The sequence below is a fragment of the Kitasatospora cheerisanensis KCTC 2395 genome (genome assembly GCF_000696185.1).
Taxonomy (GTDB): domain Bacteria; phylum Actinomycetota; class Actinomycetes; order Streptomycetales; family Streptomycetaceae; genus Kitasatospora; species Kitasatospora cheerisanensis.
In genome coordinates this window covers 6184796-6199889 of sequence record NZ_KK853997.1, presented here as the reverse complement: position 1 = coordinate 6199889, position 15094 = coordinate 6184796, and the positions used below count along the sequence as shown (strand labels likewise).

The following is a 15094-nucleotide window of genomic DNA, read 5'->3' as shown; positions in this document are numbered from 1 at the left end:
GTCCGCGGCGGGCGCGGACCACCCGGCCCCGGTCCTGCCGGCCGTCGCCCCGGGCACCCACACCGGGTTCGCGGACCTGCGGCGGGTGCAGGCGGGCGTGCTCGACGTCGGCTACGCGGAGCTCGGGCCGAAGCACGGCCCGGCGGTGGTCTGCCTGCACGGCTGGCCGTACGACATCCACAGCTTCGTCGACGTGGCGCCGCTGCTCGCGGACGCCGGCTACCGGGTGATCGTGCCGTACCTGCGCGGCCACGGCACCACCTCGTTCCTGTCGCCGACCACGGCCCGCAACGCGCAGCAGTCGGCGATCGCGCTCGACGTCCTCGCCCTGATGGACGCCCTGAAGATCCGTCAGGCGGTGCTGGCGGGCTTCGACTGGGGTTCGCGGACCGCCGACATCATCGCGGCGCTGTGGCCGGAGCGGGTCCGGGCGCTGGTGTCGGTGAGCGGCTACCTGGTCACCAACGTGCCCTCGCAGCGCGACCCGCTGCCGCCGAAGGCCGAGCACACCTGGTGGTACCAGTACTACTTCGCCACCGACCGGGGCCGGGTCGCGATGGAGAACCCGCAGTACCGGCGCGACCTGTGCCGGCTGGTCTGGGACGAGGTCTCCCCCACCTGGGACTTCGACGACGCCACCTTCGCGCGCACCGCCGCCGCGTTCGAGAACCCGGACTACGCGGCCATCGTGATCCACAACTACCGCTGGAGGCTGGGCCTGGCCGACGGCGAGCGGCGCTACGACCGGTACGAGCAGCAGCTCGCCGGCCGGCCGGCGGTCACGGTGCCGGCCATCACCCTGGACCCGGCCCTGGACCCGTTCCTGGCCTCCACCGACGGCACCGGCTACCGGCGGTTCTTCACCGGCCCGTACGAGCACCGGGTGCTCGCCGGGATCGGCCACAACGCGCCGCAGGAGGCGCCGACGGCGTTCGCCCAGGCCGTGGTGGACGCCGACCGCCTGGCGGGCCGGAGGTGAGCCCGGACGAGCGGGCGGCGCAGGCGCGGCGAGCCCGGTTCGGCGCGCTCCCGGAGCGGGTCGCCCTCGCGGACACGGTCGAGGAGCGGCCGCCGGCGGACCGGCCGGTCGCCGCCTACGACCCCGACGGCGCCTCGGCCCGGTTCTCCTGCCTGGCCGCCGATCTCGGCCTCTGAACGGCGAAAGGTTCGGGTCCTCCCCCTTCCGGGGGGAGGACCCGAACCTTTCGCGCTGGATCAGGACTTGACGCAGCGGAAGCTGCTCGCCGCGTCCGGGTCGCCGTGCGTGTAGCGGGAGACCATCGGGTAGCGGCACACCTCCCGGGCGACGGTCCGGCCGTCGGCGGTCGGCAGGGTGGCGTGCAGCACGTCCGGGGCCTTGCCGTGCTCGACCCAGGCGGTCAGCGCGGCCAGGTCGTCGACGTCGTTCAGGCCGCAGTGCGCGACGCCCGGGGCCAGGAAGACCCGGTAGAAGTCGTCGACCTTCCTGGCGCCGCCCATCAGCGCCTCGACCCGCTTGCGGTAGTCGACGGTGCCGGCGGTGGGGATCAGCTGGTCGCTGTCGCCGTGCCAGGTGAGCAGCTTGCCACCGGCGTCGCGGAACGCGGAGAGGTCCGCGTCCCGGCTGCCGATGACGGTGTCGTACTCGGCGCGGGCCTTCCGGAAGATCTCCTCGAACTGCGGGTACGTCAGGTTCGCCGAGCTGAACCCGGGCTGCTTCTGCACGAACTGGGCGACCCACTGGGCGGGGACGGTGAACGGCACGCCGGTGGTGACGCCGTCCGTGGTGGAGCTGGCCGCCAGGTAGGAGAAGTCGGCGCCGACCGGCAGCCCGTACCAGAGCCGCTTGCCGCGGCTGTCGCGCGGGCCGTCCCAGATCTTGCGGACCACCTCGGCGTCGGCGCCGGTGATGGTGTACTCCTTGCCGTCGCACACCACCGTGGTGCCGATCAGCCGGCGCGGGTCGAAGTCGCACCGGTTCGGGTCGGAGACCAGCCCGTCGGCGAGGCCGTCGAGCTTGTCGCAGGCCTTCACCGCCGCCCGGTTGAACGCGTCGAACTCGCACCCGGTCGGGTAGGTGTGCTCCTGACTCATCACCACCTGCGGCCACAGCGTGGCCACTTCGAACTGGTTCCAGTTGATGCCGGGCGCGGCGGCGTTGATGCCGTCGAAGTCGGTCGGGTAGCGCTGCGCCTCCACGTAGCCCTGCCGGCCGCCGGTGGAGCAGCCGTTGAAGTACGCGTAGGACGCAGCCCGCCCGTACACGCCGCCGACGACCTGCTTGCCGACCACCGCCGCCTCGTGCACCGAGCGCGACGCGAAGTTCTGCAGCAGCGCCCGGTCGATCCGGCCCTGCGGGTCCAGCGCCCAACTGCTGTCCAGGCCTCCGGTGTCCACGCCGGCGTCGGTGGTCGCGGTGGCGTAGCCCTGCTTGACGGCCGCGGCGACCGCGCCGATGTTCCCGGCGGCGTAGGCGGCGCCGCCCTCGGCCCGGAAGCGCCCGTTCCAGCCGGACTCCGGCAGCCAGATCTGCACCCGGGCCCGGTCGGCGGCGCCGGGGTGGGTCAGCGTGACCGTCACCTCGCAGTGCGCCGGCACGTCCGCGACCGGGTAGCCGCCCAGCGGCGGGGTTCCGGGCACCTGGAAGGTGCCGGCCGCGACGGCCGTCGCCGTCACCGACTCCACCACCGCGCCCTCCGGCGCCGTCAGCCGGGGCGGGGCGCAGGTGAACGCGCCGGCCCCGGCGGCGGTCAGGGTGGCGGCAGCCGCCGGACCGGACGAGGCGCTCGCCGGTGCGTTGACGGCCGCGGCCGCCGCCAGCGAGAACGCCGCCGCAGCGAGCCTCAGTAGCCGTCGATCCATGTGTCTCTCCTCGGGTTCGGAATGTGCGACCCCACTGTCACCGGCCCGCCGCCTCTGGCACATCAGTCAACTGACGTCCGCTCAGCGTCCCGGCCGGCTGAAGTCGGATGACGGAAGCGGGCGGGCCGGGGTGCGCGCGAGGGTGAGGACCTCCCCCGTCCGGTCCTTCACCACCAGGAGCCCGCCATGTCCACCGCCCAGCACAGCCGCCGGCGCTTCACCGCCGCCGCCCTCGCCGCCGGGGCGGTCCTCGCCGTCACCGGCGCCGCCTCCGCGTCCGCCGACCCGGCCGCGGCCGACCGCGGGCCGAAGCCGACCGTCGTCCTGGAGCACGGCGCGTTCGCCGACGCCTCCAGCTGGAACGGCGTCGTCGCCCGGCTCCGCCACGACGGCTACCCGGTGGTGGCCGCCGCCGACCCGCTGCGCGGCCCCGCCGCCGACGCCGCGGCGCTGCGCAGCGTCATCGACCACGTCCAGGGCCCGGTGGTGCTGGTCGGGCACTCCTACGGCGGCTCGGTGATCAGCGCCGCCGCCGTCGGCGAGCCCCGGGTCAGGGCCCTGGTGTACGTCGCCGCGTTCCTGCCCGCGCCGGGCGAGTCCGCGCTCGGGCTCACCGAGCAGTTCCCCGGATCGACGCTGCCCGACGCGCTCGACCCGGTGCCGTTCACCAACGCCGACGGCAGCACCGGCACCGACCTGTACATCCGTCAGGACCGGTTCCGCGCCCAGTTCGCCGCCGACGTCCCCGCCGAGCAGGCCGCGCTGGCGGCGGCGGCCCAGCGGCCGATCGCGCAGGCCGCGCTGACCGAGCCCGCCACCGCGGCCGCCTGGCAGACCGTCCCCAGCTGGGACATCGTCACCACCCGGGACCTGAACATCCCGGCCGAGGCGCAGCGGTTCATGGCGCGGCGCGCGCACGCCCGCACCACCGAGGTCGCCGCCTCGCACTCCGTCGCGGTGTCGCACCCCGGCCTGGTGGCCGACGTCGTCGAACAGGCGGCCCGCGCCACCCGCTGACGGCGGGTCAGCGCTCGGCGAACGCCCCCTCGATCTCGCGGCGGGAGGAGATGCCCAACTTGGCGAACACCTTCCGCAGGTGCCACTCGACCGTGCGGGGACTGAGGAACAGCTGGGCGCCGATCTCCGCGTTCGGGTGGCCGCCGGCCGCGAGCCGGGCGATCTGCGCCTCCTGCGGGGTGAGGACGGGCACGCCGGGGCGCGCCGGCGGACGGTCTCGCCGGTGGCCAGCAGTTCCCGGCGGGCCCGCTCCGCGAACGCCTCGGTGCCCATCCCGGTGAACGCCTCGTGCGCGGCGCGCAGTTCGTCCCGGGCCCGGGACCGCAGGTTCTGGCGGCGCAGCCACTCGCCGTACAGCAGCCGGGCCCGGGCCTCGAACACGCCGAGTCCGCCGCGGGCGAACTGCTCGACGGCCTCCCGGTGCCGGTCCTCGGCCTGCTCGGGCGGCCCCGCCAGGGCGTCGGCGACGGCCTTCGCGCCGAGCGCCCACGGTGTCCCGGCCGCCGCCCAGCCGGTCAGCCGCTCGCGGCCAGCTCCGCCGCGGCCCGGTCGCCGGCCCGGGTCGCCGCCTCGACCAGTTCGAGGCACGTCCAGTTGTGCACCACCAGGTCCCGGTACTGGACGCCGCGCAGCGCCGCCTCGGCGGCCTGCGGGTAGGTGCCCAGGCCGTTGTGGAGCACGGCGCGGGCGCAGGCCGCCATCGCGGTGAGCCGGCCGAGGCCGCGCCGCTCGCCGTCCCGCTCCATCGCCTCGATCAGGTCCAGCGCCGGCCGTTCCCGCCCCCGGTACGCGGTGAGCAGCGCCGTGCTGACGGTGCGGGTCGCCAGGCCCGCGGCCTCCTCGACGGCCGGGGCCTCCGCCAGCACGTCCCAGGCCTCCGGGAAGCGGCCCGCGTAGCCGAGCGAGGCCGCCCGGTACGGCAGCGCCGTGGACAGGATCGACAGCGTGCCGGTGGTCCGGGCGAACCCGACCGCGCGGCCGGTGATGTCCAACCAGGCCGCCAGGTCGCCGAGTTCGACGGCGGCGTTGGCGGCCGGCCAGAGCACGGCCAGGTCGCCGTCCGCGGTGAGGGCGCGCAGCGCCCGCGCCAGCAGCGGGAAGGCGGCGGCCGGGCCGTCCGTGGCCCAGGTGACCAGGGCGTGCAGGAACACCCCGGCCGTCTCCTCGCCGGGCGGCAGGTCGCGGGCCGCGTCGGCGACCCGCCGCAGTCCGCCGTCGCCGTGCCGGCCCGCCCAGATCGCCGCGCCGAACGCCGCCAGGTAGGTCTCCCGGGCGGCGGCCGGGTCGAGCTCGCGGAGCCGGTCCGCCGCGTCCAGCAGCGGCTGCACCACGCCGAGGCCCTGGTCGGTCATCGCCGAGGCCTTGGCGCGCAGCCGGTGCGCGTTGGCCCGCTCCAGCCGGTCCAGCGGGCCGAGTTCGGCGGCGGACACCAGGTCCGGCACCCGGGTCGCCGCTCCCGCGGCCAGGTGCGCCCCGGCGGCGGCCAGCGCCCGCCGGGCCCGCTCGCCCGGGGCGGGGGTGAGCGCGGCGGCCCGCTCCAGGAAGCACGCGGCGGCGGCCCGGCCGCCCCGCGCCAGGGCCCGGCCGGCGGAGCGTTCGAGGGCGGCGGCGACCTCCTCGTCCGGGCCGACCGCGGCGTGCGCCTGGTGCCAGGCCCGCCGGTCCGGGGCCTGCTCCGGGTCGGTGGCCTCCGCGAGGGCGCGGTGCGCCGCCCGCAGGTCGGCGGCGTCCGCGCCGCGCCAGACCGCCGAACGCACCAGCGGATGCCGGAACCGCATGGTGGCGCCGAGCGTGATCAGGTCCGCGGCCTCGGCGGGCGCCGCCGCCTCCAGCCCGATGCCCAGCAGGCGCAGCGCGTGCCACAGCAGCGGGCCGTCGCCGACCGGTTCGACCGCCGCGACCAGCAGCAGCGCGCGGGTGTCCGGCGGCAGCGCGTCGACCCGCCGCCGGAAGCCGTCCTCCAGCCGGGTCGCCAGCGGGCCGGCGCCCGGGCCGCCGAAGCCGAACGCCAGCTCGGCGGGCGACAGGCCGCGCGGCAGCTCCAGCAGCGCCAGCGGGTTCCCGCCCGTCTCGGCGACGATCCGGTCCCGCACCCGGGCGTCCACCGGGCCCGGCAGCACGCTGTCGAGCAGCGCCCGGGCGTCGGCGTCGGCGAGGCCGCGCAGCGCGAGCTCCGGCAGGCCGGCGAACTCCCCCTGCGCGGCGCCGTCGGCGGCCCGCTCGGCGAACACCAGCGCGACGGACTCGGCGTCCAGCCGGCGGCCGACGAACGCCAGGATCCGCAGCGACATCAGATCCAGCCACTGCGCGTCGTCGACCAGGCACACCAGCGGCGAGACGGCGGCCGCCTCCGCGAACAGGCCCAGCACCGCGATCCCGACCAGCAGCATCTCGGGCGGCTTCCCGGCGCTCAGCCCGAACGCCACCCCGAGCGCGTCCCGCTGCACCTCCGGCAGCCGGTCCAGGTGCGGCAGCAGCGGGGCGCACAGGCGCTGAAGCGCCGAGTAGGCGAACTCCGACTCCGCCTCGACACCCGCCGCCCGCACCACCTGCAGCCGCGCGGCCTGCCCCGCCAGCCGGTCCAGCAGCGCCGACTTCCCGACGCCCGCCTCGCCCCGCACCACCAGCACCCGGCTGCGCCCGTCCCGCACCTCCCGGAGCAGCCCGTCCAGCACCCCCGACTCCCGGGCCCGCCCCACCAGTTGCCGCATCCCGCGCTCCACCCCGCACCCCTCCGACCCGACACCCTCCCGGAGGAGCTCCACCCCATCCTACGAACCCGCCCACCCCCGTCCCCCCTGCCCACGGCCGCCCTGACTGCCCGTCAGCCCCGGCCGTCGGGCTGGACCGGCCCCACTTCCTGCAGCAGCCCCCACCCGAACCTGAGGAAGCACCGCTCCCCGGTGGCGGCGTCCGTGGCCGTGTACGTCTCGTAGTGCCCCCAGACGTCGACCTCCTCGACCTCGTCGAAGCCCGTCTCCAGATCGGCCGTCAGGAACTTCCAGGGCGCGACCTCCGCCGGAGCCGACCCGGCGCGGGCCCGGACGAACCCGGCCCGCGCCAGGGCGAAGCCGGAGGGGTCGAATTCCACCTGGAAGCGCAGCTCGGGCCAGGCCGCGAAGGAGTAGTACGCCGGGCCGGCGCTGCCGTCCGCCCCGCTCGCGGCGGAACCCGGCGTGCCTGCCGTGGCGAGGACGGCCCTCAACTCCTGTGCCAGTCCCGGCCGGGGCCGGAGCAGCTGAGACGCGTGTTCCGCCCGGCCGTCCACGGTCGCGGCGTCCACGCGGAGCACGGTCAGGGCTCCGTGCAGCAACTCCCGGGGCGCATCCATCGTGTTGAGCAGGTACAGCTGGAAGTCGATGATTCCGGGCACCTCCGCCGACATCGGCAGCGCCCTCCTCTCGGTTGTCCCGTGGCCGGCGTCGGCACAGGTGCCGGACGGCTAACGGGGAGTCAGGACCAGGTCGAATCCGTTCAAAGATATCGAACCCCTGCGTGGAACGACGGTGCCCGCAGGGTCGACCTCGAACCAGGCGCCGACCTGGAACTGGGTCGGCAGGACGGCGAGGTTCCCGTTGGGCAGCGGGTCCATCCACACGCCGCCGCTCGACCCGAACGCGGTGCGGGCGGCCGCGTCGGTGGCGTCGGCGGCGCCTCTCTGGTCGAAGCCGAGTGCGGTCACCTCGTTGGCGATGTGCGAGAGTTGGCCGCTTCCCCGGGGGACGCCGCGGGTGGCCCGGCCGATCTGCTCGCCCGCTTCGACGGGGTCCGGTCCGCCGCCGCCGGGGTGCGGGGACAGCCCCAGCGGGTCCGTCCAGACGTGGGGGTTGCGGACGTAGGTGTCGGGGTTCGGCGCGGGTGCGAGGCCCAGCGGGTCGGGGGACGCGTAGCGGGCGGTCTCCGGGTCGTAGTACCGGTGCAGGTTGTAGTGCAGCCGGGTCTCGGGATCGAAGTACTGCCCGGGGAAGCGGAGCGGGGTGTAGGTGGTGCTGCTGCTGGGCCAACTCGTGTTGCCCCAGAGGGTGGTGGCGGCACGCCAGGCAATGGTTCCGGTGACCGGGTCGACCAGCTCGGTGGGGGTGCCGACCAGGTCGGTGACGATGGCGAAGAAGCGCCGGTCGACCTGCTCCTGGGTACCGTCGCCCACGGCCGCGGCGGTGGCGATGCTCTCGCTCTGCGCGATCGGGCGCAGTCCCCGATGGTCCCAGGTGAGGGTGTGCGGGGCGGGCAAGTCCGCGGCGCGGGTGGTCTGTTCGGCGAGGACCGGCCCGTCCCAGGTGAAGTCCGTCCGTTCCGCCACGGCGGTTCCGGTGCTGTCGAGCCGCTGCTTCGCGATGCGCCGGCCGAAGGGGTCGTAGACGTAGCGCCACCGGGTGCCGTCGGGGGTGGTGACCTCGGTGAGGCGGTCCTCGGCGTCCCAGGTGTAGCGCCAGGTGTCGGGCTTCCTGGACAGCCGGACCTTCTGCCGCAGGACGATTCGGCCGGCGCCGTCGTACTCGTAGCGGATCCGCCCGGCTGCGGTGAGCTGGGAGCCGTCGTAGCTGCGGGTGCCCAGGGCCGCCCCGGTCGCCTCGGTGGCCGGCCAGTCGGCGCTGGTGATGTTCCCGGCCGGGTCGTAGGCGTAGGTCTCGGTCCAGTTGGCGGCGCGGACGGCCGTCACTCGCCCGACCGCGTCGATGTCGAAGGTCCGGCGCCCGTTGAGCCGGTCCTCCACCCCGGTGAGGCAGCCGTCCGCGCGGTAGCTGTACGCGCGCTGCTGAAGGACCGTCCGGCTGCTCCGCAGGGTCTGACCGCTGAGGCGGCGCCGGCTGTCCCAACTGCTCGACAGGGTCACCTCCCCGCCGACGGTTCGCCACAACTCCTGGCCGGCCAGGTCGTAGCCGAAGTCGACGGTTCCGTTCGGTGTGGCGAGACTGGTCCAGCGCCCGGCCGTGTCGTAGCTCCACCTGCTGGTGTGCCCCTGCGGAGTGGTGCGGCCCGTGCGGCGTCCCAGCACGTCCCGGGTGTGGGTGAGGATCCGGCCGTTGACGCTCTCGGTGAGCACGTTGCCCAGCGCATCGACGGTGCGGGCCACCTCCGCCCCGGCCCGGCGGCACCGACCACATGTCCGGCGCGGTCGTAGGAGTACGTGGTCGTCCGGCCCTGGCTGCTCCTGCTGATGGTCCGGCCGAGCAGGTCGTACCCGTACTCCGAGCGCTGGCCCAGCGGGTTGGTCCGTGCGACGACCTGCCCGGCGGCGTCGAGTGCGTAGCCGACGGTCCGGTGGTGGAAGTCGGTCTCCTCGACCAGCCGCCCGGCCTGGTCGTAGGTGTAACTCCAGCTCTGTCCCAGGGCGTTGGTGACAGCGACGAGCTGCATGTGCGCGTCGTGGGTGAACGTGATCCGGCTGCCGTCGGGCCCGGTGCGGGCGGCGAGGGTCTCGAAGTGCGTGTACTCGAAGGTGCTGATCCCGCCGAGCTGGTCGGTGTGGGTGAGCATGTTGCCCTCACCGTCGTACGTCCACGACTCGCTGCTGCCGTCGGGAGCGGTGCGCGAGGCGAGCCGTCCTTCGACCGTCCAGGACAGCGTGGTGACGGCGCCGAGCGGATCGGTGACGGTCGTCACCCGGCCGAAGCCGTCCCGCCGGTAGCGGGTGGTGGCACCGGCGGCATCGGTCACCTCGATCGGCAGCCCGGCGTCGTCGCACCGGATCGACGTGCGGTGGCCGAGCGCGTCGGTCTCCGAGGCCAGGTGGCCGCGTTCGTCGTAGGTGTAGTGGGTGGTGGCGCCGAGCGGATCGGTGAGCGAGGTGCGAAGCCCTGTCGGGTCGTAGGTCTGCCTCCAGGTGGCGCCGCCGGCTTCGGTGATCAGTGCGGGGAGCGAGTACCCGTCCACGTACCGCGCGGTGGCCTGTTCGCCGTCGGGGCGGGTGACGGCGATCAAGTCTCCGGCGCCGTCGTACTCGTAGCGGGTGGTGCGGCCGAGCGGGTCGGTCTCGGCGAGCAGGCGGTCGTGGTCGTCGCGCTCGTAGGCGGTGGTGTGGCCGAGCGGGTCGGTGACGGCGACGACCTGCGCGTGGTCGTTGATCAGGTAGCTGGTGGTGTGGCCGAGGGCGTTGGTCTCGGTGTGGGTGCGCAGGCCGGTGGCGGGATCGGGGTCGCCGTAGCTGAAGGTGAAGCGCAGGGCGCCGGTGGTGCCGCCTTCGTCGGTGACGCGGTCGTGGGCGTCGTACGTGTAGCGGTACTGGGAGTTGTTGCGGTCGGTCCAGGAGGTGAGGCGGCCCGCGGCGTCGTTGGTGAAGCGCATGGCCTTGCCGCTGGAGTTGTAGACGGCGGTGAGGTGGCCGTCGGTGTAGCTGTAGCGCATCAGCAGGGTGTCGCCGCCGGTGTCCGAGGCGTTGGCGAGGCGCAGGGCGGTGATGCGGTCGTTGTCGACGGTGACGAGCAGTCGGTAGCCGCCGGAGTGGGTGAGGGAGAGCGGGACGCCGTCCTCGTCGTATTCGAGGGTGTAGTGGCGGCCGTGCCGGTCGCGGACTTCGGTGAGCAGGGCCTCGTCACCGGCCGGGGTGGGAGTGAAGGTCCGGACCAGCCCGGTGGCGGGGTCGGTGACGGTGAACAGGCTGTCCACCAGGTCGAGTTCGCGGACGGCGCCGGCGACGGGGTGCACGGGGTCGCCGGGGTCGGGCCGGGGGTAGGCCTGGGTGATGCGGTCCGCGCGGATGTGGACGACGCCCTGCTCGTCGGTCTCCAGGCGCTCGTCGAAGGGGCAGATCCACTTCGGGCCCATCCAACGACCCGTCAGCAGACCCGACTCGAAGCTCCGGGTGAACTCCAGCGGCAGCGAACCGGGCAGCGACGCGTCCACCTGGTCGATGAACATCCGCCCCGTCGCGATGTCGACCGGCTCACCCGGACACTTCCGCGATCCGTGGTCGCGGCCCTCCGTGCGGGGGCTCTTGACCTGGTCGCGGCCGCGCCCCTTCGGGTGGGAGTCGCCGCGCTTGCCGCCGCGGCCACCGCTGCCCGAACGGGGGTGCGGGACACCGCCCTTGCCCTCGCCCTTCAGGATCTTCTCCAGATCCTTGACGTGCTTCTCCTCGATCTCGCGGGTGTTCTTCGCGACCTTCTTCAGGTTGTCGCCCGCATGCCGGTAGAGGTTCTTCAACGCCTTCCCGGCATCCTCCGCCAGGGTCTTGCCGAGCTTCGCCGCCCCGTGCTCCAGGGCTTTGACGATCTGGTTGCTCATTCGAAACCCACCCCCGTGATTTCCGACTGCGTCACCCGCCGCGAGTGGCCACGCTCTCCGCCCGGTCAGGCATGAACGACGCTGCCCCACCGGGCAGTTCGCCCCTCCTCCTGCACCCGCCCCCGAGTACACCCGCGCATCGACCGTAGCCCCCGCGCCCCGGAGCGGGGCGCAAACGTTCCGCGTCACGCCCCCGCCCGGTGGCGGGCGGTCAGGTTCGGACGTGGAGGGAGAAGCCGGTGGTGCCGATGGGTTCGAGGTGGGGCTTGAGGTGGAGGGAGGGGAGGTCGTAGTCGCCGAGGTTCTGGGGGCGGTAGGGGATGGGGGCGGTGGTTTCGAGGGTGCGGAGGCGGTGGCGCCAGGCTTCGGCGACGGCGGGGTGGTCCTCGGGGGTGAGGCGGTCGGCGCCGTGGACGACGAAGGGCGGGAGGACCTCGATGCCGGGGTAGTAGAGGATGCCGTGCTGGATGGGGAAGAGCAGGTCGTCGATGGGGCCGTTGATGCCGCGGGCGGCGTAGTGCGAGGCGGGGCCGCCGACGGTGACGGAGAGGAGGGCGCGGCGCCCGGCCAGGGTGCCTTCGCCGAAGCGTTCGCCGTACTTGGTCTCGCTGTGCTCGCCGACGCCGTAGGCGAAGCGGTAGCTGAAGACCCGGTCGACCCAGCCCTTGAGGATGGCGGGCATGGTGTACCACCACAGCGGGAACTGGAAGATGACCGTGTCCGCCCAGAGCAGCTTCTCCTGCTCGGCGAGGACGTCGGGGGTGAGCGTCCCGGCCTCGAACGCCCGGCCGGAGTCGGCGGCGACCTTGAGCGGGTCGGAGGCGGCGGTCCCGTAGTCGGCGGCGTCCAGGACGGCCTTCCAGTTCATCGCGTACAGGTCGCTCACCCGCACCTGGTGGCCGGCCTCCTCCAGGGTGGACACGGCGAGGTCCTTGAGCGAGCCGTTGAGCGACTTCGGCTCGGGGTGGGCGTGGACGATCAGCGTCTTCACGGGGTACTCCTCGGTCGGTTGCCTCCGATCCTGGCCGCCGCGGCGCGCGCCGTTCAGGGGCTCCTCGACCGTCGGACCGGCCTTCCTGGTATCGGCAGGGCCACCCTCGCCACGGCCGCCCGGGCACATACTGGAGGGCATGGACGATCTCGCGGGCTTCCTGCGCACCCGGCGTTCCCGGGTCGACCCGGCCGCCGTCGGCATCCCCACCGACAGCCGCCGCCGGGTCGCGGGGCTGCGCCGCGAGGAGGTGGCGCACCTGTCCGGGGTGAGCGTCGACTACTACGTGCGCCTGGAGCAGGGCCGCGCGACGCAGCCGTCCGAGCAGGTGCTGGACGCGCTCGCCCGGGTGCTGGACCTGGACGGGACCGAGCGCGAGCACCTGGACCGGCTGGCCCGGCAGCGCCGCCGCGGGGCGCGGACACCGAGTACCCGGGTCCGGCCGGAGCTGCTGCGGGTGCTCGGCCTGATCGCCGACGCGCCCGCCCTGATCATGAACCACCGGCTGGACGCGCTCGCCGCGAACCGGCTGGCCGGCCTGCTGTTCGGCCGCCCGATGCCGGGCCTGAACGTCGCCCGGCACCTGTTCCTGGAGGAGTCCGAGCAGGGCCTGTACGCGGACTGGGAGCACTGCACCCTGGACGTGGTCGGCCACCTGCGGCTGGCCGCCGGCAAGTACCCGGACGATCCCCGACTGGCCTCCCTGATCGGCGAGTTGGCGATGGGCAGCGAGCGCTTCCGCCGCCTCTGGGCCCGGGCGGACGTCCGCGCCCGCACCCACGGGCGGAAGGCGTACCGGCACCCGCTGGTCGGCCTGCTGGAACTGCACCAGGAGAACTTCTCGCTCCCGGACGAGTCCGGCGTCGAACTGCTGGTGCTGTCCGCCGCCCCCGGCAGCCCCACCGAGGACGGGCTGCGCCTGCTCGCCGGTCTCGCCCCTGAGCCCGGCCCCGAGCACGGCCTGACGGCGAGTCACCTCACGGACGCGGACGCCGGCCCCGCCGACTGATCCGAGTTCAGCGGCCGACCTCGCGGGCGCGGAGGTCGTCGACGGTCTCCCGGCGGATCAGCAGCCGGATCCGGCCGTCCCGGACCGCGGCGACCGCCGGGCGGCCCACCAGGTTGTAGCCGGAGGCCATCGACAGCTGGTACGCCCCGGCGGCGGGCACGGCCAGCAGGTCGCCGGGCCGCAGGTCGGCGGGCAGCGGCGCGTCCCGGCCAGCACGTCGCCGGCCTCGCAGTGGCAGCCGACGACGTCGAACGGCCTGGTCGGTCCCGCGCCCTCCGCCCGGCCGACCGCGCGCACCGTGTAGGCGGAGCCGTAGAGCGCGGGCCGCGGGTTGTCGCTCATGCCGCCGTCGACCGCGGCGAACGCCCGCCCGTCGGCGGTGTGCTTCACCGACAGCACGCGGTAGACGGCGACCGCCGCCGGGGCGGCGATCGCCCGTCCCGGTTCCACCGTCAACCTCGGTACGGCCAGGCCGTGTTCGGCGCAGCGGGCGGCCAGGTGGGCGGTGGTGTCGGCGGCGAAGCGGCCGGGGTCGAGTTCCGGGTCGCCGGGCAGGTAGCGGACGGCGTGGCCGCCGCCGAGGTCGAGTTCGGGCAGTTCGACGCTGTGCCGGTCGCGGATCAGGGCGAGCAGTTCGACCAGGCGGTCGACGGCGGCCAGGTAGGGGGCGGTGTCGGTGATCTGCGAGCCGAGGTGGCAGTGCAGGCCGGTCAGCCGGAGGTCGGGCCGGCCGAGGATCCGGCGGACCGCCTCGGCGGCCTCGCCGGTGGCGATCGAGAAGCCGAACTTCTGTCCGTCGACGCCGGTGCGGACCGCCCGGTGGTGTCCGGCGGCGACGCCCGGCAGCACCCGCACCAGCACGCGCTGCGGGGACCCGGCCGCGGCGAGGGCGGCCAGCCGCGGGATCTCGGCGAGGTTGTCGACGACGATCCGGCCGACCCGCAGCCGGCGGCCAGCCGCAGCTCGTCCGGGGTCTTGGCGTTGCCGTGCAGCAGCATCCGCTCGGGCGGGAACCCGGCGGCGGCGGCCAGGCGCAGTTCGCCGGCCGAGCAGACGTCGAGGCCCAGTCCCTCGTCGGCGATCCAGTCGGCCATCGCGGTGCACAGGAACGCCTTCGCCGCGTACAGCACGTCGGCGTTCGGCAGCGCACGGCGGTAGGCCCGGGCGCGCAGCCGGACCTCGGTCTCGTCGAGCACGTACAGCGGGGTGCCGAAGCGGTCGGCAGCCTCCCGCAGGCCGACGCCGCCGACCGTCGGCCCGCCGTCGGGCCCGGTCGCGGCGGAGGCGGCCACGGGCTGCCGAGCGGCCGGGGGCGTGGGGGTGGTCGGCGGGCGGCGGGGCGGACAGGGTGGTCATCGGGGTGCTCCTGCTCCGGTCGGGAGGATGAGGGCGAGGACGAGGACGAGGGTCGGGTGGGGCGGACGGTCGGTGCTGACGTGCCGTCAGTCCGCGTAGTGCAGGGTGAACCGGCAGTGGCCGGCGGCGGGCACCCGCAGGTCCTCGGCGCCGTCGGGCCGGGCGTCGGCGGGCCGGCCCCCGTCGGGTCGGGCGTCGGCGAGCGGGCCGCGCAGCGGTCGGCGCGGCGTCGCGTCCTCGGGCCGGTACGGCGTGCCGGTCGGGGTGGGGGCCGCCGGGCGGCGGGCTTCGCGGGGGCGAGCTTCAGGTCGGCCATGGCGTGTTCCCTCTCGGGTGGAACGGCGGGAGTCCTCGGGCGGGCTCCGGCCACCCCTCCAGTGCACGCTGCCACCGGCCGTCCGCGCCGGTCCTTGACGCAGGGGCTACACGGATCGGGCCCGCCCTGACGGGACGTTGACGGCCGCCCGGCTCCGGCCGCCGACCGGGCCGGGAAGCAGCCCGCCGGCCCGGGAACGGCACCCCGGCGGGTGTCAGCGCGCCGTACGGATCCCGCCGCGCACGGTCAGGAACGCATCAGGACCGGGGCACGCCGGGTAGTGACCGGGCATAGCGTCACTGCCGCGCCGTGCGAACGGGCGGCGCGCCGTCTCCCGACC

At 75.0% G+C, this 15094-nt stretch carries 10 protein-coding genes and 2 pseudogenes; 4 read left to right on the top strand and 8 right to left on the bottom strand.

Features of this window, described 5'->3' with window-relative positions; all coding sequences use genetic code 11:
• On the top strand, positions 1-979 hold a 979-nt coding region (locus KCH_RS27885; RefSeq protein ID WP_063750192.1), incomplete at its 5' end, for an alpha/beta fold hydrolase.
• Positions 976-1155, top strand: coding sequence for a hypothetical protein (locus KCH_RS27880; RefSeq protein ID WP_035867517.1), 180 nt, complete (start codon positions 976-978; stop codon positions 1153-1155). The genes KCH_RS27885 and KCH_RS27880, both read left to right, overlap by 4 nt.
• A 60-nt stretch (positions 1156-1215) precedes the next feature.
• Here KCH_RS27880 and KCH_RS27875 read toward each other — a convergent pair whose 3' ends face one another.
• Positions 1216-2841, bottom strand: a complete 1626-nt coding sequence (locus KCH_RS27875) for a tannase/feruloyl esterase family alpha/beta hydrolase (RefSeq protein ID WP_035867516.1) — start codon at positions 2839-2841, stop codon at positions 1216-1218.
• A gap of 186 nt (positions 2842-3027) precedes the next feature.
• Between KCH_RS27875 and KCH_RS27870 the strand changes: the two genes are divergently transcribed.
• Positions 3028-3858, top strand: coding sequence for an alpha/beta fold hydrolase (locus KCH_RS27870; RefSeq protein ID WP_035867514.1), 831 nt, complete (start codon positions 3028-3030; stop codon positions 3856-3858).
• Positions 3859-3865: 7 nt separating this feature from the next.
• Here the strand turns inward: KCH_RS27870 and KCH_RS46710 are convergent, their stop codons facing one another.
• The 6 genes and pseudogenes from KCH_RS46710 to KCH_RS27850 form a co-directional block, all read right to left on the bottom strand.
• Entirely contained in the window at positions 3866-4051 is a 186-nt protein-coding gene (locus tag KCH_RS46710) for a helix-turn-helix domain-containing protein (RefSeq protein ID WP_244305462.1), read from the bottom strand.
• A gap of 322 nt (positions 4052-4373) precedes the next feature.
• A complete protein-coding gene (locus tag KCH_RS46235; protein WP_341865419.1) occupies positions 4374-6569 on the bottom strand; it encodes an ATP-binding protein in 2196 nt (731 codons plus the stop codon).
• Positions 6570-6682: 113 nt separating this feature from the next.
• Positions 6683-7243: a hypothetical protein gene (locus tag KCH_RS27860; protein WP_035867512.1), complete on the bottom strand. Its 561-nt coding sequence runs from the start codon at positions 7241-7243 to the stop codon at positions 6683-6685.
• A gap of 402 nt (positions 7244-7645) precedes the next feature.
• Positions 7646-8710 (bottom strand): annotated as a pseudogene (locus KCH_RS47375) (RHS repeat-associated core domain-containing protein); the annotation flags it as partial.
• A complete protein-coding gene (locus KCH_RS27855) occupies positions 8689-11082 on the bottom strand; it encodes a DUF6531 domain-containing protein (protein WP_051653515.1) in 2394 nt (797 codons plus the stop codon). The pseudogene KCH_RS47375 and the gene KCH_RS27855, both read right to left, overlap by 22 nt.
• A gap of 211 nt (positions 11083-11293) precedes the next feature.
• On the bottom strand, positions 11294-12073 hold the full coding sequence (locus KCH_RS27850; protein WP_035867509.1) for an NAD(P)H-dependent oxidoreductase: 780 nt from the start codon (positions 12071-12073) through the stop codon (positions 11294-11296).
• A 139-nt stretch (positions 12074-12212) separates the two neighbouring features.
• On the opposite strand from KCH_RS27850, the gene KCH_RS27845 reads away from it, so the two are divergent.
• On the top strand, positions 12213-13082 hold the full coding sequence (locus tag KCH_RS27845) for a helix-turn-helix transcriptional regulator (protein ID WP_035867507.1): 870 nt from the start codon (positions 12213-12215) through the stop codon (positions 13080-13082).
• 7 nt (positions 13083-13089) lie between these two features.
• On the opposite strand, the pseudogene lysA reads toward KCH_RS27845, so the two are convergent.
• Positions 13090-14374, bottom strand: a pseudogene (gene lysA, locus KCH_RS27840) (diaminopimelate decarboxylase).
• Between the last annotated feature and the right edge of the window lie 720 nt (positions 14375-15094).

What these genes read in the sequence shown, in the direction of transcription:
- KCH_RS27875 (WP_035867516.1), bottom strand. Translation starts at nt 2,841, where the DNA reads ATGGATCGACGGCTACTGAGGCTCGCTGCGGCGGCGTTCTCGCTGGCG.
- KCH_RS27870 (WP_035867514.1), top strand. Translation starts at nt 3,028, where the DNA reads ATGTCCACCGCCCAGCACAGCCGCCGGCGCTTCACCGCCGCCGCCCTC.
- KCH_RS46235 (WP_341865419.1), bottom strand. Translation starts at nt 6,569, where the DNA reads ATGCGGCAACTGGTGGGGCGGGCCCGGGAGTCGGGGGTGCTGGACGGG.
- KCH_RS27860 (WP_035867512.1), bottom strand. Translation starts at nt 7,243, where the DNA reads ATGTCGGCGGAGGTGCCCGGAATCATCGACTTCCAGCTGTACCTGCTC.
- KCH_RS27855 (WP_051653515.1), bottom strand. Translation starts at nt 11,082, where the DNA reads ATGAGCAACCAGATCGTCAAAGCCCTGGAGCACGGGGCGGCGAAGCTC.
- KCH_RS27845 (WP_035867507.1), top strand. Translation starts at nt 12,213, where the DNA reads ATGGACGATCTCGCGGGCTTCCTGCGCACCCGGCGTTCCCGGGTCGAC.